Source organism: Virgisporangium aurantiacum (genome assembly GCF_016863635.1).
GTDB classification, from domain to species: Bacteria; Actinomycetota; Actinomycetes; order Mycobacteriales; family Micromonosporaceae; genus Virgisporangium; species Virgisporangium aurantiacum.
Genome location: NZ_BOPG01000012.1, coordinates 764780 through 781685, shown reverse-complemented (window position 1 = coordinate 781685; position 16906 = coordinate 764780). Strand labels below are relative to the sequence as shown.

Sequence of the window (16906 nt, the reverse complement as noted above, 5' to 3'; positions counted from 1 at the left end):
CCTCGGGTTGACGATCCGGCACCGTCAACCTAAGGTTGACGACATGACGAACCCGATGCCGATCCCGCCGCCGGTGCGGCTGGACGACGTGATCCTGACCATCAAGCAGGTGCACACCGACGCCCTCGACCAGTTGACCGACGCCGTCCTGGTGGCCGACCACCTCGGCGAACTCGCCGACCACCTCATCGGCCACTTCGTCGACCAGGCCCGCCGCTCCGGCGCGTCCTGGACCGACATCGGCCGCAGCATGGGCGTCTCCAAGCAGGCCGCGCAGAAGCGCTTCGTGCCCAAGTCCGAGGAGGCGGCCACCTCGATGAACTTCGCCCGGTTCACCGACCGGGCCCGCAAGGTGGTCGTCGACTCCCAGCACGAGGCGGGGACGAACGGCAGCCCCACCATCCAGTCCGGCCACCTGATCCTCGGCCTGCTGAACGTCCCGGAAGGGCTTGCCGCGAAGGCGGTCGAGGCGCAGGGCGTCACGCTGGAGGCGGCCCGCGAGGCCGTGGTGGCGACGCTGCCGCCGCCGGGTCCGGCGCGGTCGGGGCACATCCCGTTCGACCCGCCGGCCCGGAAGGCGCTCGAACTGACGTTCCGGGAGGCGCTGCGGCTGGGCCACAACTACATCGGCACCGAGCACATCCTGCTCGCCGTTCTGGAACAGGAGGACGGCGACGGCCCGCTGCACCGGCTCGGAATCGACAAGGCCCGCGCCGAGGAGTTCATCGTCGACGCCCTCACGAAGATCATGGCGGCGGGACAGCGCTGATGCCGCGGGTGCTCCTGATCGCGACCGGCGACGTCATCGCGTACGGCCGATCCGGTCTGCGCTCGGCGGCCGAGCTCCTCGCGGACCTGCCGCCGGGGAAGGGGACCGTGGAGCCGATGGACGTGCTCACCGAGCCGGCCTGGGACATGACGTCGTCGACGATGCTCATGCTGGCCCGGACGGTGCGCACGGCCGTCCTCGACGACGGGTACGACGGCGTCGTGGTGACGCACGGGCTCGACACGATCGAGGAGACCGCGTTCCTCACCGATTTGCTCGTCGGGCCGGCCGCCGCCCGCGCCGGGATCGTGTTCACCGGTGCCGCGCGCCGGCCCGACGAACTCGGCGCCGACGGCCCGCGCAACCTCGCCGCCGCGCTGGTCGCCGCCCGCGATCCGGCGCTACGGCTGGCCGGTGCGGTGGTGTGCGTCGACGACGACCTGCACGCCGCGCGCTGGGTCACGCAGGTCGACGCGACCGCCGTCGCCGGGTTCTCGTCGGCGCCGTACCCGCCGGTGGGCCGCGTCGTCGGCGGCGGGGCCGGTGCCGGTGTGGAACCGCTCGGCGCGCCGCCGCCGCGCCCACCCCGGGCGGCCGGCGAGCCGGCGACCGACGTCGCGCTGATCCGGACCTACCCGGGCATGGAGGCGTCGGTGCTCACGGCCGTGGTCGACGGCGGCGCGGCCGGCGTCGTCATCGAGGGGACGGGCAACGGCAACGTCCCGACGTCGCTGCTCGCCGCGATCAGCGACCTCACCGACTGGGGTATCCCGGTGGTGGTCGCCTCCCGCTGCCGCGCCGGCGTCACCACCGACCCGCCCGAGAGCCACTTCCTGGCGGCCACCGTGGGTGCGATCGGCGCCCGGGGGCTGGCCGCGTCGAAGGCCCGCCTGGCGCTGATGGTGGCGCTCGGATCCGGCAGTCCCGCCGGGGTGCGCCGCTGGTTCGAGGCGCTTTAGGGTTGCTTGATGTACACGATCGACCGGCTCGACGCCGCCCGGGCCGCCACCGCGGCCGCCGGCCTCGACGCGCTGCTGCTCAGCCCCGGCTCCGACCTCCGGTACCTCACCGGGTACGCGGCGAAGCCGACCGAGCGGCTCACCCTGCTGGTGCTGCCCGTCGACGGGCCGGCCACGCTGATCGTCCCGCGTCTCGAACGTCCCGACGCGGAGGCCGCACCGGCGGGCGGCCTCGGCGTGACGATCACCGATCATCTCGACGGCACCGACCCGTATCCGTTGGTGGCGTCCGCGCTTCCCGGTGCGTCCTCGGTGGGCCTGGCGAACCGGATGTGGGCCGAGCAGGTCCTCGCGCTGCGGTCCGCGCTGCCGGGCGTGGCGCAGGCCCTGGCCGGTGACGTGCTGCGCGAACTGCGGCTGCGCAAGTCGCCGGAGGAGGTCGAGGCGTTGCGCCGGGCCGGTGCGGCCATCGACTCGGTGCACGCCCGGATGGGGGAGTGGCTGCGGCCCGGGCGCACCGAGGCCGAGGTGGCCGCCGACATCGCGGCCGCGATCCGGGCCGCCGGGCACGAAAAGGTGGACTTCACGATCGTCGCCAGCGGGCCGAACGGTGCCAGCCCGCACCATCACACGTCCGACCGCGTGATCGAGGCGGGCGACCCGGTGGTCGTCGACATCGGCGGCACGATGCCCGACGGCTACTGCTCCGACTGCACCCGCACCTACGTCGCCGGCGGGCGGCCACCGGCCGACTTCGCGGAGTACTACGCCGCCCTGCACGAGGCCCAACTGGCCGGGCTGGTCGCGGTGCGGCCGGGTGTCGCGGCGCAGGACGTCGACGCGGCCTGCCGCGACCTCCTCACGAAGGCCGGCTACGGCCCGGAGTTCCTGCACCGCACCGGCCACGGCATCGGCCTCGACGGCCACGAGGACCCGTACCTCGTGGCCGGCAACGACCGGCCGCTGGAGCCCGGGATGGCATTCTCGATCGAGCCCGGCGTGTACCGGGCGGGCCGGCACGGTGCCCGCATCGAGGACATCGTGGTGTGCACGGAGGACGGCGCCGACCGGATGAACACGCTGCCGACCGAGCTGGTCGTCCTCTGACCCCGGGATCACCAGTCGCCGAGGTGGAACCAGGACCGGGCGGCGCGGGTGTTGAGCAGCCCCGCGCACAGCGCCGGGTAGGCGACGCCGATCGCGGTCCACACGCCCGCCTGGTAGAGGACGATGCAGCCGACGATGCTGATCGCGCTGATGAGGCTCAGCATCAGCACCACGACGCGCGCCCACTGGCGTCCCCGCTGAACCTTGCGGCCGAGCAGGATCGCGACCAGACCCGACAGCGCCAGCACGCCGGCCAGGACACCGAACGCGATCGCGATCGTGGTGGGGTCGAAGAAGTCCTCCTCGGTCTGGACGTCACGGCCCGCGACGACCGCCAGGTACCCGAACAGCGCGCCGGCGGCGAGCGCGGCGACACCGCCCAGGTACTGCAGGACGGCGATCACGTGGACGCTGGGCGGGGCGGTGCGCCGCGGTGCGACCACGAGCATCGGCGGGGCGAGAACAACAGACATGGCCATGATCCTCGCGGCCGGCGCCGCCGCGGAAACCCCCTATTCATGCCAGGGAGCGGAGCGGATATTCGGTTGGCGGCGGGGGTGGGGGAGTCTACGGTGGTGAGCATGTTCGCCTATTCACTTGTCGCACACACCACCACCGGGTGGCACACGTAAGCGCACCGGAACGCGCTCACGCCGCCCACCCGCATCGGGGTTCGGGCGGCGTTTTTGTTGTATTCATGCCGTCGTAGCTCATCTGGGAGAGCGCGGTCCTGGTACGACCGAGGTGGTCAGTTCGAGTCTGACCGATGGCTCTTTTCCGCCCTCGTAGCCCAATTGGGAGAGGCGCCAGCCCGAGATGCTGGTCATGTGCGCGTTCGAGTCGCGCCGAGGGCACGCATGTTTGTCGTCAAGCACGTTGGAGGAGCCGGCCGGCTACGGAGACGCCGTTGGAAGCGGCGTACGGGCAAACGCCCGTCGTGGGTTCGAATCCCACCTCCTCCGCGCACCAGAGAAACAACACCGCCCGCGTAGCTCAGTGGCGAGAGCACCGGTTCGACATACCGAAGGTCCCTGGTTCGAGTCCAGGTGCGGGCACTGTGACCGTAGCTCAACGGTAGAGCGCTGGACTGTGGATCCAGCGGCGGCGGGTTCGACTCCCCCCGGTCACCCTGATGCATCACACGCGGGCGCGTCACCGTTGGAGAGGTGAGGTCGGCTGTAACCCGGCTGCTTCGGCTCAGGGGGTTCGATTCCCTCCGCCCGCACCATCGTGGATCGCTGAGAGGTCGGGAACTATTCCGGGCTGCCGGTCAGGTAGCGCTGGAGCGTCGGGCCGAGCCAGGCGACGACCGTCGCGCGGTCCATGGCGATGACGGGCGGGAACCGGAGCACGTACCGGGTGAGGGCGAACCCGAGCGCCTGCGTCGCGAGCAGGCCGGCCCGCAGCGGGACCTCGGCCGGGTTCGTGGCCAGGGCCGCCACCGCCGGGCCCAGTTGCGCGGTGAACAGTTGCCGCATGCGCTCGGCCGCGGCCGGGTTGGTGACGCCGGCGCGGAGCAGGGCCATGAGCGTCTCGTCGTTCTCCCAGCGGTCGACCAGGTGGCCGGCGAGCCGGGCGCCGACCGTGTCGCGCGGCGCGGCCGCGAGGTCGGGGAGGCGGAGGTCGAACTCGGCCGCGGCGGCGAACAGTTTCTCCTTGTTGCCGTAGTAGCGCATGACCATCGACGGGTCGATGCGCGCGTCGGCGGCGATCGCGCGGATCGTCGCCCGCTCGTACCCGTCGGCCGCGAACCGTTCCCGCGCGGCCGTCAGGATCGCCGCCCGGGTGGCGTCGGACCGGCGCGGCGTTGTCTCCGAAGTCATGCCAACGACTGTAGGCCAACAAGTGTTGACACGCCATGAGGCCCGCTGTACGTTATGCCAACAGACGTTGGCAAACACTTGTTGACCCAGGAGGCCGACATGTCGCACGTGATCGTGGTGGGCGCGGGCCCCACCGGACTGCTCCTCGCCGGCGACCTCGCCGAGGCGGGCGTCGCCGTCACCCTGCTGGAGCGGCGCGACGGACGGGTCTCGAACCTGTCCCGCGCGTTCGCCGTGCACGCCCGCACGCTGGAGGTGCTCGACGCCCGCGGCCTGGTCGAGGAGCTCGACCGGACCGGCGCCGGCCACGTCTCCGACATCCGGCTCTTCGAGCGGGTGCACGTCGACCTCGGTCGCCTGCCCGGCCGGTTCCCGTACATGCTGGTCACCGCGCAGTACAACGTGGAGCGGGTGCTGCTGGCCCGCGCGGTCGCGGCCGGCGTCACGATCGAGTACGGCACGACGGTCGTCGACGTCCACCAGGACGCCACCGGCGTCTCGGTGATCACCGAGGACCGCACGTACCGGGCGGACTACCTGGTCGGCGCCGACGGCTTCCACAGCGCGGTGCGCCGGTCGCTCGGCCAGGCCTTCCCCGGCAGGTCGGTGCTGAAGTCGATCATGTTGGCGGACGTGCGGCTGCGGGAGACCCCGCCGGACACGCTGACGGTCGACGGCAACGGCTCCGAGTTCGTGTTCCTCGCCCCGTTCGGCGACGGCTGGTACCGGATCTTCGCCTGGGACCGCCGCAGCGACGTCTCCGACGACACCCCGCTGGAACTGGACGAGGTCCGGGCCATCACCCGGCGGGCGCTGGGCACCGACTTCGGCATCTCCGAGGCGCGCTGGCTGTCGCGCTTCCACAGCGACGAGCGGCAGGTCGCCGAGTACCGCGTCGGCCGGGTGTTCCTGGCCGGCGACGCCGCGCACGTCCACTCGCCGGCGGGCGGGATGGGCATGAACACCGGCCTCCAGGACGCCGCGAACCTGAGCTGGAAACTGGCCGCCGTGCTCCGGGGTGCCCCGGAGACGCTGCTCGACACGTACCAGGCCGAGCGGCACCCGGTCGGCGCGGAGGTGCTGCGGATCAGCGGCACGATGATCCGGATGGCGATGCTGCGCTCGCGCGTCGGCCGCGCGGTCCGCGGCGTCGTCGGCGGTCTCGCGCTGCGCGTGCCGGCGATCCGGCGCCGGCTCACCGGCCGGATCTCGGCCATCGGGTTCCGGTACGCGGCGCCGCGCGGCGAGGACCCGCGGGTCGGCAGCCGCATGCCGGACCTCGACCTGGCCGACGGCACGCGGCTCTACGAGCACCTGCGGGGCGGCCGGTTCGTGCTCGTCGGTGGCACCGCCCCCGAGGGCTGGGGCGACCGGGTGCGCGCGGTGGCCTCAGCTGGCGAGATCGTCCTGGTCCGGCCCGACGGGTACGTGGCAAAGATTTTCGGACGCACAGCAGAGCCGGCCGAGGTGCGGACCGCGCTCGCCGCACTGGTCGGACAGCCCGCCCGCGCCGGGGTGTAGGGCGGCGTCACCAGGGCATACCTGGATCATGGGGGAGATCGTCGTGCACCGCGGCGTGCTCAGGAACACCACCGTTCACGTCGACGACACCGGCGGCACCGGCCGCCCCGTCGTTCTCATCCACGGCTGGCCGCTCACCGGCCGGTCGTGGATGTACCAGGTGCCGGCACTGCGGAAGGCCGGGTACCGGGCCGTCACCTACGACCGGCGGGGGTTCGGCCGCAGCGACAAGCCCCTGACCGGTTACTCGTACGACACGCTGGCCGAGGACCTGCACGCCATCCTCACCGAGCTGGACCTCCACGACACCACCCTGGTCGGCTTCTCGATGGGCGGCGGCGAGGTCGCCCGCTACCTCGGGGACTACGGCCGGCTGCGGCTGCGCAGCGTGGTGTTCGCGGCATCGGTCACCCCGTACCTGATGCGGACGCCGAACAACCGGGAGGGCCCGATGCGCATGGCGACGGCGGCGAAGATGACCGCGTCGCTGACCGCGAACCGGGAAGCCTTCTACGACCGGTTCGTCACCGACGTCTTCTCGGTGGACGGCCGGCTGAAGGTCACCGACTCGCAGCGCATGGAGGCGCTGGACATGTGCCGCGAGGCGGGCCGGCTCCCCGCCCTGGAGTGCCTGGCCGCGTTCGGCAACACCGACTTCCGCGACGACCTGGTGCGGGCCACCCTGCCGACGCTGGTCCTGCACGGCGACGGCGACAGCACCGTCCCCTTCGACGGCTCCGCGGCACGCACCCACGCCGCGATCCCCGGCAGCCAACTCGTCGCGCTGCGCGGCGCACCGCACGGGTGCAACATCAGCCACTCGGACGAGTTCAACGAGGCGCTCCTGACGTTCCTCCGCGGCTGAGGCCGGCTCCGCGTGCCATAGCATCGGGTCGATGGAGTCCGACGCGATCGCTTCCAGACGACGCCGTGGCCGCGACGGGGTGCGCCGCTTCGGCAGCCCGGTCGGGCTGGCCGGTGTCCTGCTCTGCGTGCTCCTGCCGTTCCTGAGCGCGTCGTGCTCGGGCGACGAGGCCACCGGCGCCGACGCGGCGGAGCTGCGTAAAACGTGGCGGGTCACCTGGACCGGCACCGACATCCTCACCGGCGGCCGGCCGGACGTGGCGTGGGCCGACGACGCGACGAGCCCGCCCCGGCGGCTCAGCGACGCCGAGGTGGTCGACCTGCTCGGCGACCGGCCGTCGCCGCTGCGCCCGCAACCGTTCGGGTGGGCCGCGCTGGTTCTGGTGGTGGCCGCGCTCGCGGTGGCGGCATCCGGGGTGACCCGGCGGCGCGCGGCGATCACCGCCGGGCTGGCGCTGACGGGCGGCCTGGCCCTGCTCGCGGCCACGCTGCTCGCCCGGGAACAGGCCACCGAACTGGTGGCCGAGGTGCTCCGGCGGGGCGTCACCGGCTCCGACCCGTCGGCGGCGGGCGAGCCGATCCGGAGCTGGGAGTACTACCCGGGCGTCCGCGATCTCTTCCGGTTCGGAATCGGGTTCTGGCTGGCGACCGGGGGCCTGGCCCTGGTGGGCATGACCAACGTCGCGCTGGCGGTGCCGGGCCGAAGCCCGGACCCGCCCTGAGGCCGCGCCAGTGCCGGCCTCAGTCGGTGCCGGCCTCAGTCGGTGCCGGCCTCCATCGCGGCCTGGTCGAGCAGGGTGTCGTCCTCGCCGGTGGTGGCGCCGCGCGACGCGATCGCCTCGGCGCCGCCCGCCGACATCGCGCCGATCAGGCCGGTCGACGCGATCTGCGCGGCGCCGATCAGCATCGGGTCGGGGCCGCCCACCATCGCCAGGCCCGCGTACTGCTCCAGCTTGGAGCGCGAGTCGGCGATGTCGAGGTTGCGCATCGTCAGCTGGCCGATCCGGTCGACCGGGCCGAAAGCGGCGTCCTCGGTGCGCTCCATCGACAGCTTGTCGGGGTGGTAGCTCAGCGACGGCCCGGTGGTGTCGAGGATCGAGTAGTCGTCGCCGCGGCGCAGCCGCAGGGCGACCGTTCCGGAGACCGTGGTGCCGACCCAGCGCTGCAACGACTCCCGCACCATCAGGGCCTGCGGGTCGAGCCAGCGGCCCTCGTACAGCAGGCGGCCGAGCCGGCGGCCGTCGCCGTGGTAGTTGGCGACGGTGTCCTCGTTGTGGATCGCGTTGACCAGCCGCTCGTACGTGATGTGCAGCAGCGCCATGCCGGGCGCCTCGTAGACGCCGCGGCTCTTGGCCTCGATGATCCGGTTCTCGATCTGGTCGGACATGCCCAGGCCGTGCCGGCCGCCGATGGCGTTCGCCTCCAGCACCAGGTCGACCGGTGACGCGAACTCCTTGCCGTTGATCGCGACCGGCCGGCCCCGTTCGAACGTGACGGTGACGTCCTCGGTCGGGATCTCCACGGACTGGTCCCAGAACCGCACGCCCATGATCGGGTCGACCAGCTCGATGCCGGCGTCGAGGTGCTCCAGCCGCTTGGCCTCGTGGGTGGCGCCCCAGATGTTGGCGTCGGTGGAGTAGGCCTTCTCGGTGCTGTCGCGGTACGGCAGCCCGTGCGCGAGCAGCCACTCCGACATCTCCTTGCGCCCGCCGAGTTCGGTGACGAAGTCGGCGTCGAGCCACGGCTTGTAGATGCGCAGGGACGGATTGGCGAGCAGGCCGTACCGGTAGAAGCGCTCGATGTCGTTGCCCTTGAAGGTGGACCCGTCGCCCCAGATCTGCACGTCGTCCTCGAGCATTGCCCGGACGAGGAGCGTGCCGGCCACGGCACGCCCGAGCGGCGTGGTGTTGAAGTACGCCTTGCCGCCCGACCGGATGTGGAACGCGCCGCAGGCGAGCGCCGCCAGCCCCTCCTCGACGAGCAGTTCCCGGCAGTCGACCAGCCGGGCGATCTCCGCGCCGTAGGCGGTGGCGCGCTCCGGCACCGAGGCGATGTCGGGCTCGTCGTACTGGCCGATGTCGGCGGTGTAGGTGCAGGGCACCGCGCCCTTCGCGCGCATCCACGCGACCGCTACCGAGGTATCGAGCCCTCCGGAGAAGGCGATACCGACACGCTGGGCGACGGGCAGGGAAGTCAGCACCTTGGACACAGCTGGAACTATATACGACTGAGCGCATAATCATGCAACCCGGCTGTCGTATGTCTCCCGTGCCTTGTCGACGTGCGGCAGGTGCTCGGTGCTCCAGGTCGCCAGGTGGTGGAACAGCGGGCCGAGGCTGCGGCCGAGGTCGCTGATCTCGTACTCGACCCGCGGCGGCATCTCCGCGTGGTAGGTGCGGGTGATCAGGCCGTCGCGCTCCAACTGGCGCAGCCGCTGGGTGAGCACCTTCGGCGTGATCGTGGTGAGCCGCCGCTCCAGTTCGACGAAGCGTTGCCGCCCGAACTCGTGGAGCGCCCACAGGATCGGTGTGGTCCACCGGCTGAACACGATGTCGACCACGGGTGCGATGGGGCAGGCCTGCTCGGGATCCATCCGGATAGCCACTTTCCTCTAGGTACCTAATATACCGAGGATAGTAGCGTCGCCCGGGACGATGGTCATCTAGCCAAGAGGTGGAACATGTTCGTGGTCACGGGAGCGACGGGCAACGTGGGACGGTCGCTCGTGCGGGCGCTGGCTGAGTCCGGCGCGGACGTGCGCGCGGTCTCGCGCAACGCACCGGCGGAAATGCCGGCGGGCGTCACGCACCATCGGGCCGACCTGGCCGACCCGGAGAGCCTGCGCCCGGTGGTGTCCGGTGCCGAGGCGTTCTTCCTGCTGGTCTCCGGCGCCGGGGCGCACCTCGACGGGCCGGCGATCCTCGACGTCGTGAAGGCCGGCGGGGTGCGGCGGGTGGTCCTGCTCTCCTCGCAGGCCGCCGGCACCCGGCCGGACTCGGTGTCGCACGCCCCGCTGCGCGTCCTGGAGGACACCGTGCGCGGTTCGGGTCTGGATTGGGTGCTGCTGCGGCCGGGTGGGTTCGCGTCCAACGCGTTCGCGTGGGCGGAGTCGGTGCGGACGGCGCGCACGGTCGCGGCACCGTTCGGCGACGTGGGCGTCCCCGTGGTCGACCCGGCCGACATCGCCGACGTGGTGGCGGCGGCGATGCGCGACGGCCGGCATGCCGGCCAGGTCTACGAACTCACCGGGCCGGAGGTGAGCACGCCCCGCCAGCGGGCGGCGGCGATCGCGGCGGCGCTGGGGGAGCCGGTGCGGTTCGTGGAGCAGTCGGCGGCGGAGGCCCGCGCCCAGATGGTCACGTTCATGCCGGAGCCCGTCGCCGACGGCACGTTGGCGATCCTCGGCGCGCCGACTCCGCGGGAGCAGCGGATCAGCCCGGACGTCGAGCGCGTCCTCGGCCGACCCGCCCGCACCTTCGCCGACTGGCTGGCCCGCAACGTCGAGGCGTTCCGCGTTTGACAGCACGGCCCACGAGCCGATCCGATGACGTCGTGAAGGCCGTCATCTACACCCGCTACGGAGAGCCCGACGTTCTGCGCCTGGCGGACGTGCCCACCCCGGTCCCGGGCGACCGGGAGGTCCTGATCAGGGTGCGGGCGGCCGAGGCGACCAAGTCCGACTGCGAGTTCAGGAGCTTCCGGTACTCGGTGAAGTGGTTCTGGTTGCCGCTGCGGATCGCGGTCGGGGTCAGCAGGCCGAGACGGCGCATCCTGGGCGGCTACTTCGCGGGTGAGGTGGTGTCGGTGGGCGCGCGGGTCACCCGCTTCGCACCGGGCGACCAGGTCTACGGCTCCGCCGGCCTGCGTCTGGGCGGCTACGGCGAGTACGTCGCCCTTTCCGAGCGCGCCGCCATCGCACCCAAGCCACGGAACATGACGTTCGACGAGGCCGCCGCCGTCCCGCTCGGCGGCCTCAACGCGCTGCACTTCATGCGGCGCGCGGCTATCCGGCCCGGGGAGCAGGTGCTGATCCTCGGGGCCGGTGGCAGCATCGGCGCCCATGCCGTCCAGCTCGCCAACTCGATGGGTGCGCAGGTCACCGCCGTCGACCACGGGATCAAGGAGAGCCTCGTCCGACGCCTCGGAGCCGGCGACTTCATCGACTACACCACCGACGACGTCACGACCGCGGGTCGCAGGTTCGACGTCATCTTCGACATGGTCCCGGCGAGCCCGTACCGCCGTCTCATCGGCATGCTCAACCCGGGCGGGCGCTATCTCAACGGCAATCCCCGCCTGTCGGTGCTCGTCCGCTCGGTGCTGACCACCCGTTTCACCGACAAGACCGTCACCGTGGCCTTCGCCCCCGAAACAACGGAGGCCCTGGCGACTCTCACCGAGCTGATCGAAGCCGACAAGATCCGGTCAATCGTCGACCGGGTCTACCCGATGTCGGAAGCGGCCGACGCCCACCGCCGGGTCGAGACCGAGCAGCGGCTGGGCGCCGTCGTGATCACCATCGGCGAACCCTGAAAATCTCTACGAGATGCAGAGGCAGAACGGGTGGCCGGCCGGGTCGAGGTAGACCCGGAACGTCTCGCCGGGCTGGTGCTCGTGCTTGGTCGCGCCGAGTTCGAGCACCGCTGGCTCGGCCGTCTCGAAGTCTTCGACCATGACGTCGAGGTGCATCTGCTGCGGCACCGACTGGGTCGGCCACACCGGTGGGTTGTAGTTCTCCACCGGCTGGAAGCAGATGCACTGCCCGTCGTCCGACCGGATCTCGCCCCAGTCGTCGGAGATCTTGACGTTCCAGCCCAGCAGCGTGCCGTAGAACGTGGCGAGCCGACCGGGGTCGGCGCAGTCGATGACGAAGCTGGGGAAGCGTGCGATAGCCATGGCGGCACGCTACCGCCGGTTCCGGACGATCGGCGTCCGGAATCCCCGGATCCCGCGGCGAGAGGTTTATCGTCGGACAATGATGGCCGACGATGTCGATCACCCGATCGATCACCCGCTTCCGCCCGGGATCGCGCTGCGGGAGGAATGGGTGATGACCCGCCGCCAGCAGATCACGGTGTTCTGCGCGCTCGTACTCGCGCTGGCGACCGGGGTGGTGGCCGTCGCACTGGGACTCGGATTGGCGGCCTGACCGGACCCGCCCGAGGCACCCCGGACACATGTGGAAGGAAAGCGACAGCGCGCGCCACATACCATCCGCCCGTGGACGACATCGACCGGCTTCGAGCCGACACCAGTCGCGATCCACGTGCGGTCGTCGCGGCGACGACCCGGTTGGCCGCGGGCGAAACGGATCCGGCCCGGCTCAGCCGCGTCCTCTCGATCCGGGGCCGCGCCCGTCGCCATCTCGGCGAGATCGACCTGGCCGAGCACGACCTCACCCGGGCCCTGGCCGGCGCGGGCGGCGACCCGGACCTCGAAGCGGACGCCCGCCTGGGCCTCGCCGTCGTCGTCGCGATCGCCGGCCGGCCGCAGGCGGCGATGGCCCACCTCGACGAGGTCGACCGGACCGGTCCGCCGCGTGCGAAGACCCACGCCGCGCTGCAACGCGCGGTGATCCACCAGTGCACCGGCGACCAGAAGGCCGCGCTCGCCGCGTACGAGTTGGCGCTGCCGGTCCTCGATCAGTGCATGGACGTCGCCAAGGTGCTCGTCAACCGCGGCGTCATCCGGATCCACCTGGGCGACTGCGACGGCGCGGTCGCCGACTACACCGAGGCCGGCGCGATCTTCGAGCGCGAGGGCCACCCGTTCGGCGTCGCCGAGAGTTATCACGGGCTCGGCTGGGCGCACGCCCGCCGCGGCGACCTGCCCCGCGCGCTCACCTACCTCGACCTCGCCGCCGAGCAGTTCGACGCGCTCGGCCACTCCGCGCCGGAGGTCGCGATCGACCGGGTCGAGGTGCTGCTCGCCGCCGGTCTCAACGCCGAGGCGACGGACCTCGCGCTGACCACCGCCGACCGCCTCGCCGCCGCCGGCAACCACATGCAGGCGGCCGAGACGTGGCTGCTGTGCGCCCGCGCCCGGATGCTCGACGGCGACCGCGAGTCGGCGGCCGGACTCGCCGAACGGGCCCGGTCGTTCTTCGCCGCGCAGGGCCTCGCCGGCTGGGAACGCACTGCCCGGCTCGAGGTGTTCCGCTGCCGCGACGGCAACGATCCGGACGAACTGACGACGCTCGCCGCCGAACTCGACGCCGCCGGCAACGCGCGGGGTGCGGCGGCAGCCTTCGCGCTCGCCGCCATCGCCGCCGCCGAGAAGGTGGAGAAGGAGGAAACGGAAACGGCCGCCGGCGACGGCGACCGGGACACGGCCGCCAGGCTCGCGCGGGAGTGCGCCCGCCGGTCCGATCGGCTCGGGATCTTCGAGATCCGCATGCTCGCGACGTACGCCGGCGCCCGGTGCGCTCTCGCCGCCGGCAACCGGTCGGTCGCCACCCGGCGGATCCGTGCCGGGCTCGCCGACCTGCGCCGGCACCGGTCCTCGCTCGCGGCGGCCGACGCCCGGGCCGCGGTCGCCGTGCACGCGGCCGACCTGGCGCGTCTCGGCCTGCGCGCCGCGTTGCGGAACCGGTCGGCGGCCGGCGCGCTCGACTGGATGGAGCGGGTCCGTGCCGGCTCCACGACCTGGCTGCCGGCCCGCCCGCCCGACCGGCCGGATCTCGCCGCCGACCTGGCCGAACTGCGCGAGGTCGGCACGCTGGTGCGCGAGCGCGAGGTCGCCGGCGACGACACGACTGATCTACTGCGTCGACAGCGCGACCTGGAACGCACCGTCCACAGTAGACAGTTGCGGCTCGCGGCGGGCGGCGACGGCGGCTGCCGGATTCCCGACCTGCCCGCGCTGCGCGAGGCGCTCGCCGGGCGCACGCTGGTGGCGCTCGCGGAGGTCGACGGCCACCTCGTCGGCGTGCGGCTCGCCGCCGGCCGGGCCCGGCTCTTCGCGCTCGGGCCGGCCGCCGCGGTGGTCGACGCCGCGGCCACGGCACTGTCCGCGCTGCGGTCGCTGATCACACCGCGGGGCTTCCGCGCCGGTCGCGGCGATCGCGTGGATTTGATGAGACGCGCGCTCGGGCGGCTCGATCACGTCGTCCTGAACCTGTTCCGGGGCGAGGGGCCGGTGGTCCTTGTCGTGCCGGCCGCGCTGCACGCGGTCCCCTGGCATCTGCTGCCGTGCCTGGCCCGCCGTCCGGTCGCGGTCGCACCGTCGGCGACCTGGTGGCACGCGGCCGAGACGACCGCACCGGCAGCGCCGACCGGGTCGCCGGTCCGGCCGCCGGTCGTGGTGTCCGGTCCGCGACTGCTGGAGGCCGCGCCCGAGGCCGTCGCGGTCGCGGCGCACTACCCCGGCGCGTCCCTGCTCACCGGACCGGCGGCGACCGCCGCCGCCGTGACCACCGCGCTCGACGGCGCCCCGGTCGCGCACCTCGCCTGCCACGCCCGCGTGCGGCCCGACAACCCGCTGTGGTCGTCGCTGGAGCTGGCCGACGGTCCGCTGTACGTCTTCGACCTGGAGCGGGTGCCGCGCCTGCCGGCGATCGTCGTGCTCTCCGGCTGCCACACCGGTGTCGGGATCCACGCCGGCGACGGGCTGCTCGGCCTGTCGGCGACGCTGCTCACGCACGGGACCCGCAGCCTGGTCGCCGCCGTCTGCGCGCTGCCCGACACCGCCACGACCCGCGACGTGATGACCGCGCTGCACGCGCGGATCGCGGCCGGGGTGTCACCGGCGGCGGCGCTGGCCGACCTCGCCCCCGACGCGGACGCCCACCTGACAGCGGCGTGTCTCGCCGCGTTCGGTACGACCTGATGTATCCAGCGGGCCGTTGGTGGGTCCTGGCACCGTGACCGAAGGACCGGACGCGCGGCTGCTCGACGAGCTGCGCATGGCCCTCGACGGGTGCGCCGGTCCACCGGCGGGCCGCTTCGAGGGTCTCCTGTCCTTCGCCTCGTTCGCCGGCGCCGGCGCCGTCCGCGCGGAACTGCTCGACCCACCGGTCGCCGAACCGGTCGGCCTGCGCGGACCCGCGCACCCCGGCGGCGTGCTGGTGTTCGAGGTCGGCGACGGGTCGCTCGCCGTCGAGGTGGTCGCCGCCCACGGCCGGCTGGACGGTCAGGTGCTGGTGGGCGGCCCGGTCGAGGTCGTCCTGGAGCGGGTGCGCGGGCCGGCGCGGGCCCGACCGGTCGACGACCTCGGCCGGTTCACGTTCGCCCGGCCGGGCTCCGGCCCCGCCCGGCTCCGCCTCGGACCCGTCACCACCGACTGGTTTCTTCTCCTCTGACGACATGGACGACACCACATGAAGCTTCGAAGAAGACAGACACTCGCCAGTGTCATTGTGCTGACCGCGGGCCTGCTGACCGCAGACCCGCTGACCCCGACGGCCGCGCACGCCGACCCGCCGCCGGTACGCGGAACCGACACCGCGGAGTCGCTGGTCGCGCACTTCGCCGAGGGGCCGGCCTACGTCGACAAGAGCGCGGTGACGGCGTGCGCGGTCACCGATCCCGTCAGCGGGGAGCCGCCGCAGGCGGTCGCGTACCGGCTGGACCGGATCGCGATCCGCACCTGGCTCGACGAACCCGACGTCCGCACCCGGCTGCGGTCGGCGCTCGACGCCAACGGTGGCGCGGGCATCGGCATCGACACGATCGGGAAGGTCGAGTTCCCGGACCTCACCGCGGACCACACGGTGCAGCCGGTCTGGTACGCCGAACTGGAACACGCCGCGCCGGCGGCGCTCATCAGGACCGCGCGCGCCCTGTGGACCCCGCCGCTCATGACGGCCGCGCCCGTCTACCTGATGGCGCCCAACGGCGGCGACACCGACGGCGGCCCGCTGGAAAGCTGGCCGAACGGTCCGCCCGAGCCCACGACCGTGCTGCCGCCGGACCGCGCGGACGCGATCGGCGCGGGGACCACGATCGCCGTCTACGACATGGGCATGCCGGTGCGCGAGCGCGGCAACTGGCCGCCCAACGTCACCCGCCTCGACGGCTCCGACGTGGAGATCGTCGACGCCGAGGCGCCGGCGCTGGTGGCCGACCGGATCTGGAACGGGCACAGCGTGGCGATCGCCGACGTCCTCAACACCGTGGCGCCGGGCGCGTCGGTCGAGGCGGTCCGGATCACCGAGCCCAGCGGCGTGCCGACCGAGGAGTCCGCGACCCGCCGGATGGCGTCGACGCTGAGCCGCGCCCACGACCTCACCCGGTCGCCGGACCTGGCCGTGGCCGCGTTCGGCACCCCGGGCTGCGCCATCGACCCGCTGAACCCGACGCGGGGCGACCTGGTGCCGCTGGGCCTGCAGATGGTCGCCGACGCGGTGGACCACTACCGGGAGACGCTGATCGTGGCGTCGGCCGGCAACCGCAACACGTCCCGCCGCTACTACCCGGCCGCGTTCGGCCACGAGTCGGTGCTGTCGGTCGGCGCGCTCGACACCACCGAGGGGGCCGAGAACGGCGGCTGGACGTCGCGGTCGCGCTCCGGTCGGCGGGCCGACTTCTCGAACTTCGGCACCTGGGTCGAGGCCTGGGCGCCGGGCGTCGACCTGTCGACCCGGCACCTGATCGGCGTCAGTTTCGCGGTGGACACCGATCCCGTGATGGGCCAGGCCCTGGTCGACGGCACGTCGTACGCGGGCCCGTACGTCGCCGCCCTGTTCGCCCAGTACCTGGCGGCGAACCCGGGAACGCCCGCCTACCGGGCCTGGCCCGACATCGCCGCCGCCGGCGCGAAATGCTCGTCGGCGGTCGGCGGGGGTGTGGCGGTCACGCTGACGACCCTCGACGCGAAACCGAACACCCCACCGGATCCCGGGCTGCCGCCGATGTGCTGAGGTC

17 protein-coding genes and 6 tRNA genes are annotated in these 16906 nt (G+C 72.8%); 18 read left to right on the top strand and 5 right to left on the bottom strand.

The genetic code is table 11. From position 1 onward, the window contains the following. The first annotated feature begins 43 nt into the window (after window positions 1-43). Genes Vau01_RS12280 through Vau01_RS12270 form a run of 3 tightly spaced genes read left to right on the top strand, consistent with a single transcriptional unit; the run spans window position 44 to window position 2835 of the window. On the top strand, window positions 44-769 hold the full coding sequence (locus Vau01_RS12280) for a Clp protease N-terminal domain-containing protein (RefSeq protein ID WP_203990898.1): 726 nt from the start codon (window positions 44-46) through the stop codon (window positions 767-769). After that, window positions 769-1728, top strand: coding sequence for an asparaginase (locus tag Vau01_RS12275; protein WP_203990895.1), 960 nt, complete (start codon window positions 769-771; stop codon window positions 1726-1728). The genes Vau01_RS12280 and Vau01_RS12275 overlap by 1 nt, the downstream gene beginning before the upstream one ends. Before the next feature lie 9 nt (window positions 1729-1737). Further along, window positions 1738-2835 (top strand): M24 family metallopeptidase, encoded by a 1098-nt coding sequence (locus Vau01_RS12270; RefSeq protein WP_203990892.1) that lies wholly within the window; start codon window positions 1738-1740, stop codon window positions 2833-2835. A gap of 8 nt (window positions 2836-2843) precedes the next feature. Here the strand turns inward: Vau01_RS12270 and Vau01_RS12265 are convergent, their stop codons facing one another. Beyond that, window positions 2844-3308: a hypothetical protein gene (locus Vau01_RS12265; RefSeq protein WP_203990889.1), complete on the bottom strand. Its 465-nt coding sequence runs from the start codon at window positions 3306-3308 to the stop codon at window positions 2844-2846. A 226-nt stretch (window positions 3309-3534) separates the two neighbouring features. Here Vau01_RS12265 and Vau01_RS12260 point away from each other — a divergent pair. From Vau01_RS12260 to Vau01_RS12235, 6 genes are all read left to right on the top strand, one after another. Beyond that, window positions 3535-3607, top strand: a tRNA-Thr gene (locus Vau01_RS12260). A 7-nt stretch (window positions 3608-3614) separates the two neighbouring features. After that, a tRNA-Leu gene (locus Vau01_RS12255) sits at window positions 3615-3689 on the top strand. 24 nt (window positions 3690-3713) lie between these two features. After that, window positions 3714-3797: transfer RNA gene (locus tag Vau01_RS12250), tRNA-Ser, on the top strand. A gap of 20 nt (window positions 3798-3817) precedes the next feature. Next, window positions 3818-3890 (top strand) — tRNA-Val (locus Vau01_RS12245). A gap of 2 nt (window positions 3891-3892) precedes the next feature. Beyond that, window positions 3893-3964 (top strand) — tRNA-His (locus Vau01_RS12240). Between the two features lie 14 nt (window positions 3965-3978). After that, window positions 3979-4063, top strand: a tRNA-Tyr gene (locus tag Vau01_RS12235). A gap of 25 nt (window positions 4064-4088) precedes the next feature. Here Vau01_RS12235 and Vau01_RS12230 read toward each other — a convergent pair. Beyond that, the gene (locus Vau01_RS12230) at window positions 4089-4658 is read right to left on the bottom strand and encodes a TetR/AcrR family transcriptional regulator (RefSeq protein ID WP_203990888.1); all 570 of its coding nucleotides are present in this window, start codon (window positions 4656-4658) and stop codon (window positions 4089-4091) included. Between the two features lie 99 nt (window positions 4659-4757). On the opposite strand from Vau01_RS12230, the gene Vau01_RS12225 reads away from it, so the two are divergent. From Vau01_RS12225 to Vau01_RS12215, 3 genes are read left to right on the top strand one after another with little or no spacing between them, the layout of a single operon-like run. Then, on the top strand, window positions 4758-6179 hold the full coding sequence (locus tag Vau01_RS12225; RefSeq protein WP_203990885.1) for an FAD-dependent monooxygenase: 1422 nt from the start codon (window positions 4758-4760) through the stop codon (window positions 6177-6179). A gap of 28 nt (window positions 6180-6207) precedes the next feature. Next, window positions 6208-7044, top strand: coding sequence for an alpha/beta fold hydrolase (locus Vau01_RS12220; protein WP_203990882.1), 837 nt, complete (start codon window positions 6208-6210; stop codon window positions 7042-7044). A 31-nt stretch (window positions 7045-7075) separates the two neighbouring features. Continuing rightward, the gene (locus tag Vau01_RS12215) at window positions 7076-7765 is read left to right on the top strand and encodes a hypothetical protein (protein WP_203990879.1); all 690 of its coding nucleotides are present in this window, start codon (window positions 7076-7078) and stop codon (window positions 7763-7765) included. A gap of 35 nt (window positions 7766-7800) precedes the next feature. Here the strand turns inward: Vau01_RS12215 and argG are convergent, their stop codons facing one another. Beyond that, the gene (argG, locus tag Vau01_RS12210; RefSeq protein WP_203990876.1) at window positions 7801-9252 is read right to left on the bottom strand and encodes an argininosuccinate synthase; all 1452 of its coding nucleotides are present in this window, start codon (window positions 9250-9252) and stop codon (window positions 7801-7803) included. A 30-nt stretch (window positions 9253-9282) separates the two neighbouring features. Further along, window positions 9283-9636 carry a winged helix-turn-helix transcriptional regulator gene (locus tag Vau01_RS12205; RefSeq protein WP_203990873.1) on the bottom strand — a complete coding sequence of 118 codons (354 nt, stop codon included), beginning with the start codon at window positions 9634-9636 and terminating at the stop codon, window positions 9283-9285. An 87-nt stretch (window positions 9637-9723) separates the two neighbouring features. Between Vau01_RS12205 and Vau01_RS12200 the strand changes: the two genes are divergently transcribed. Both Vau01_RS12200 and Vau01_RS12195 read left to right on the top strand, forming a co-directional pair. Next, window positions 9724-10563, top strand: coding sequence for an NmrA family NAD(P)-binding protein (locus tag Vau01_RS12200; RefSeq protein ID WP_203990871.1), 840 nt, complete (start codon window positions 9724-9726; stop codon window positions 10561-10563). Window positions 10564-10595: 32 nt separating this feature from the next. After that, the gene (locus Vau01_RS12195; RefSeq protein WP_203990868.1) at window positions 10596-11576 is read left to right on the top strand and encodes an NAD(P)-dependent alcohol dehydrogenase; all 981 of its coding nucleotides are present in this window, start codon (window positions 10596-10598) and stop codon (window positions 11574-11576) included. Between the two features lie 6 nt (window positions 11577-11582). On the opposite strand, the gene Vau01_RS12190 is transcribed toward Vau01_RS12195, so the two are convergent. Further along, window positions 11583-11939 carry a VOC family protein gene (locus tag Vau01_RS12190; RefSeq protein WP_203990865.1) on the bottom strand — a complete coding sequence of 119 codons (357 nt, stop codon included), beginning with the start codon at window positions 11937-11939 and terminating at the stop codon, window positions 11583-11585. Between the two features lie 82 nt (window positions 11940-12021). Between Vau01_RS12190 and Vau01_RS12185 the strand changes: the two genes are divergently transcribed. From Vau01_RS12185 to Vau01_RS12170, 4 genes are all read left to right on the top strand, one after another. Then, window positions 12022-12192 carry a hypothetical protein gene (locus tag Vau01_RS12185; RefSeq protein WP_203990862.1) on the top strand — a complete coding sequence of 57 codons (171 nt, stop codon included), beginning with the start codon at window positions 12022-12024 and terminating at the stop codon, window positions 12190-12192. Between the two features lie 71 nt (window positions 12193-12263). Then, window positions 12264-14870, top strand: a complete 2607-nt coding sequence (locus tag Vau01_RS12180; protein WP_203990859.1) for a CHAT domain-containing protein — start codon at window positions 12264-12266, stop codon at window positions 14868-14870. 34 nt (window positions 14871-14904) lie between these two features. Beyond that, a complete protein-coding gene (locus Vau01_RS12175; RefSeq protein WP_203990856.1) occupies window positions 14905-15342 on the top strand; it encodes a hypothetical protein in 438 nt (145 codons plus the stop codon). 18 nt (window positions 15343-15360) lie between these two features. Then, window positions 15361-16902 (top strand): S8 family serine peptidase, encoded by a 1542-nt coding sequence (locus Vau01_RS12170; RefSeq protein ID WP_203990853.1) that lies wholly within the window; start codon window positions 15361-15363, stop codon window positions 16900-16902. The last annotated feature ends 4 nt before the right edge of the window (window positions 16903-16906 follow it).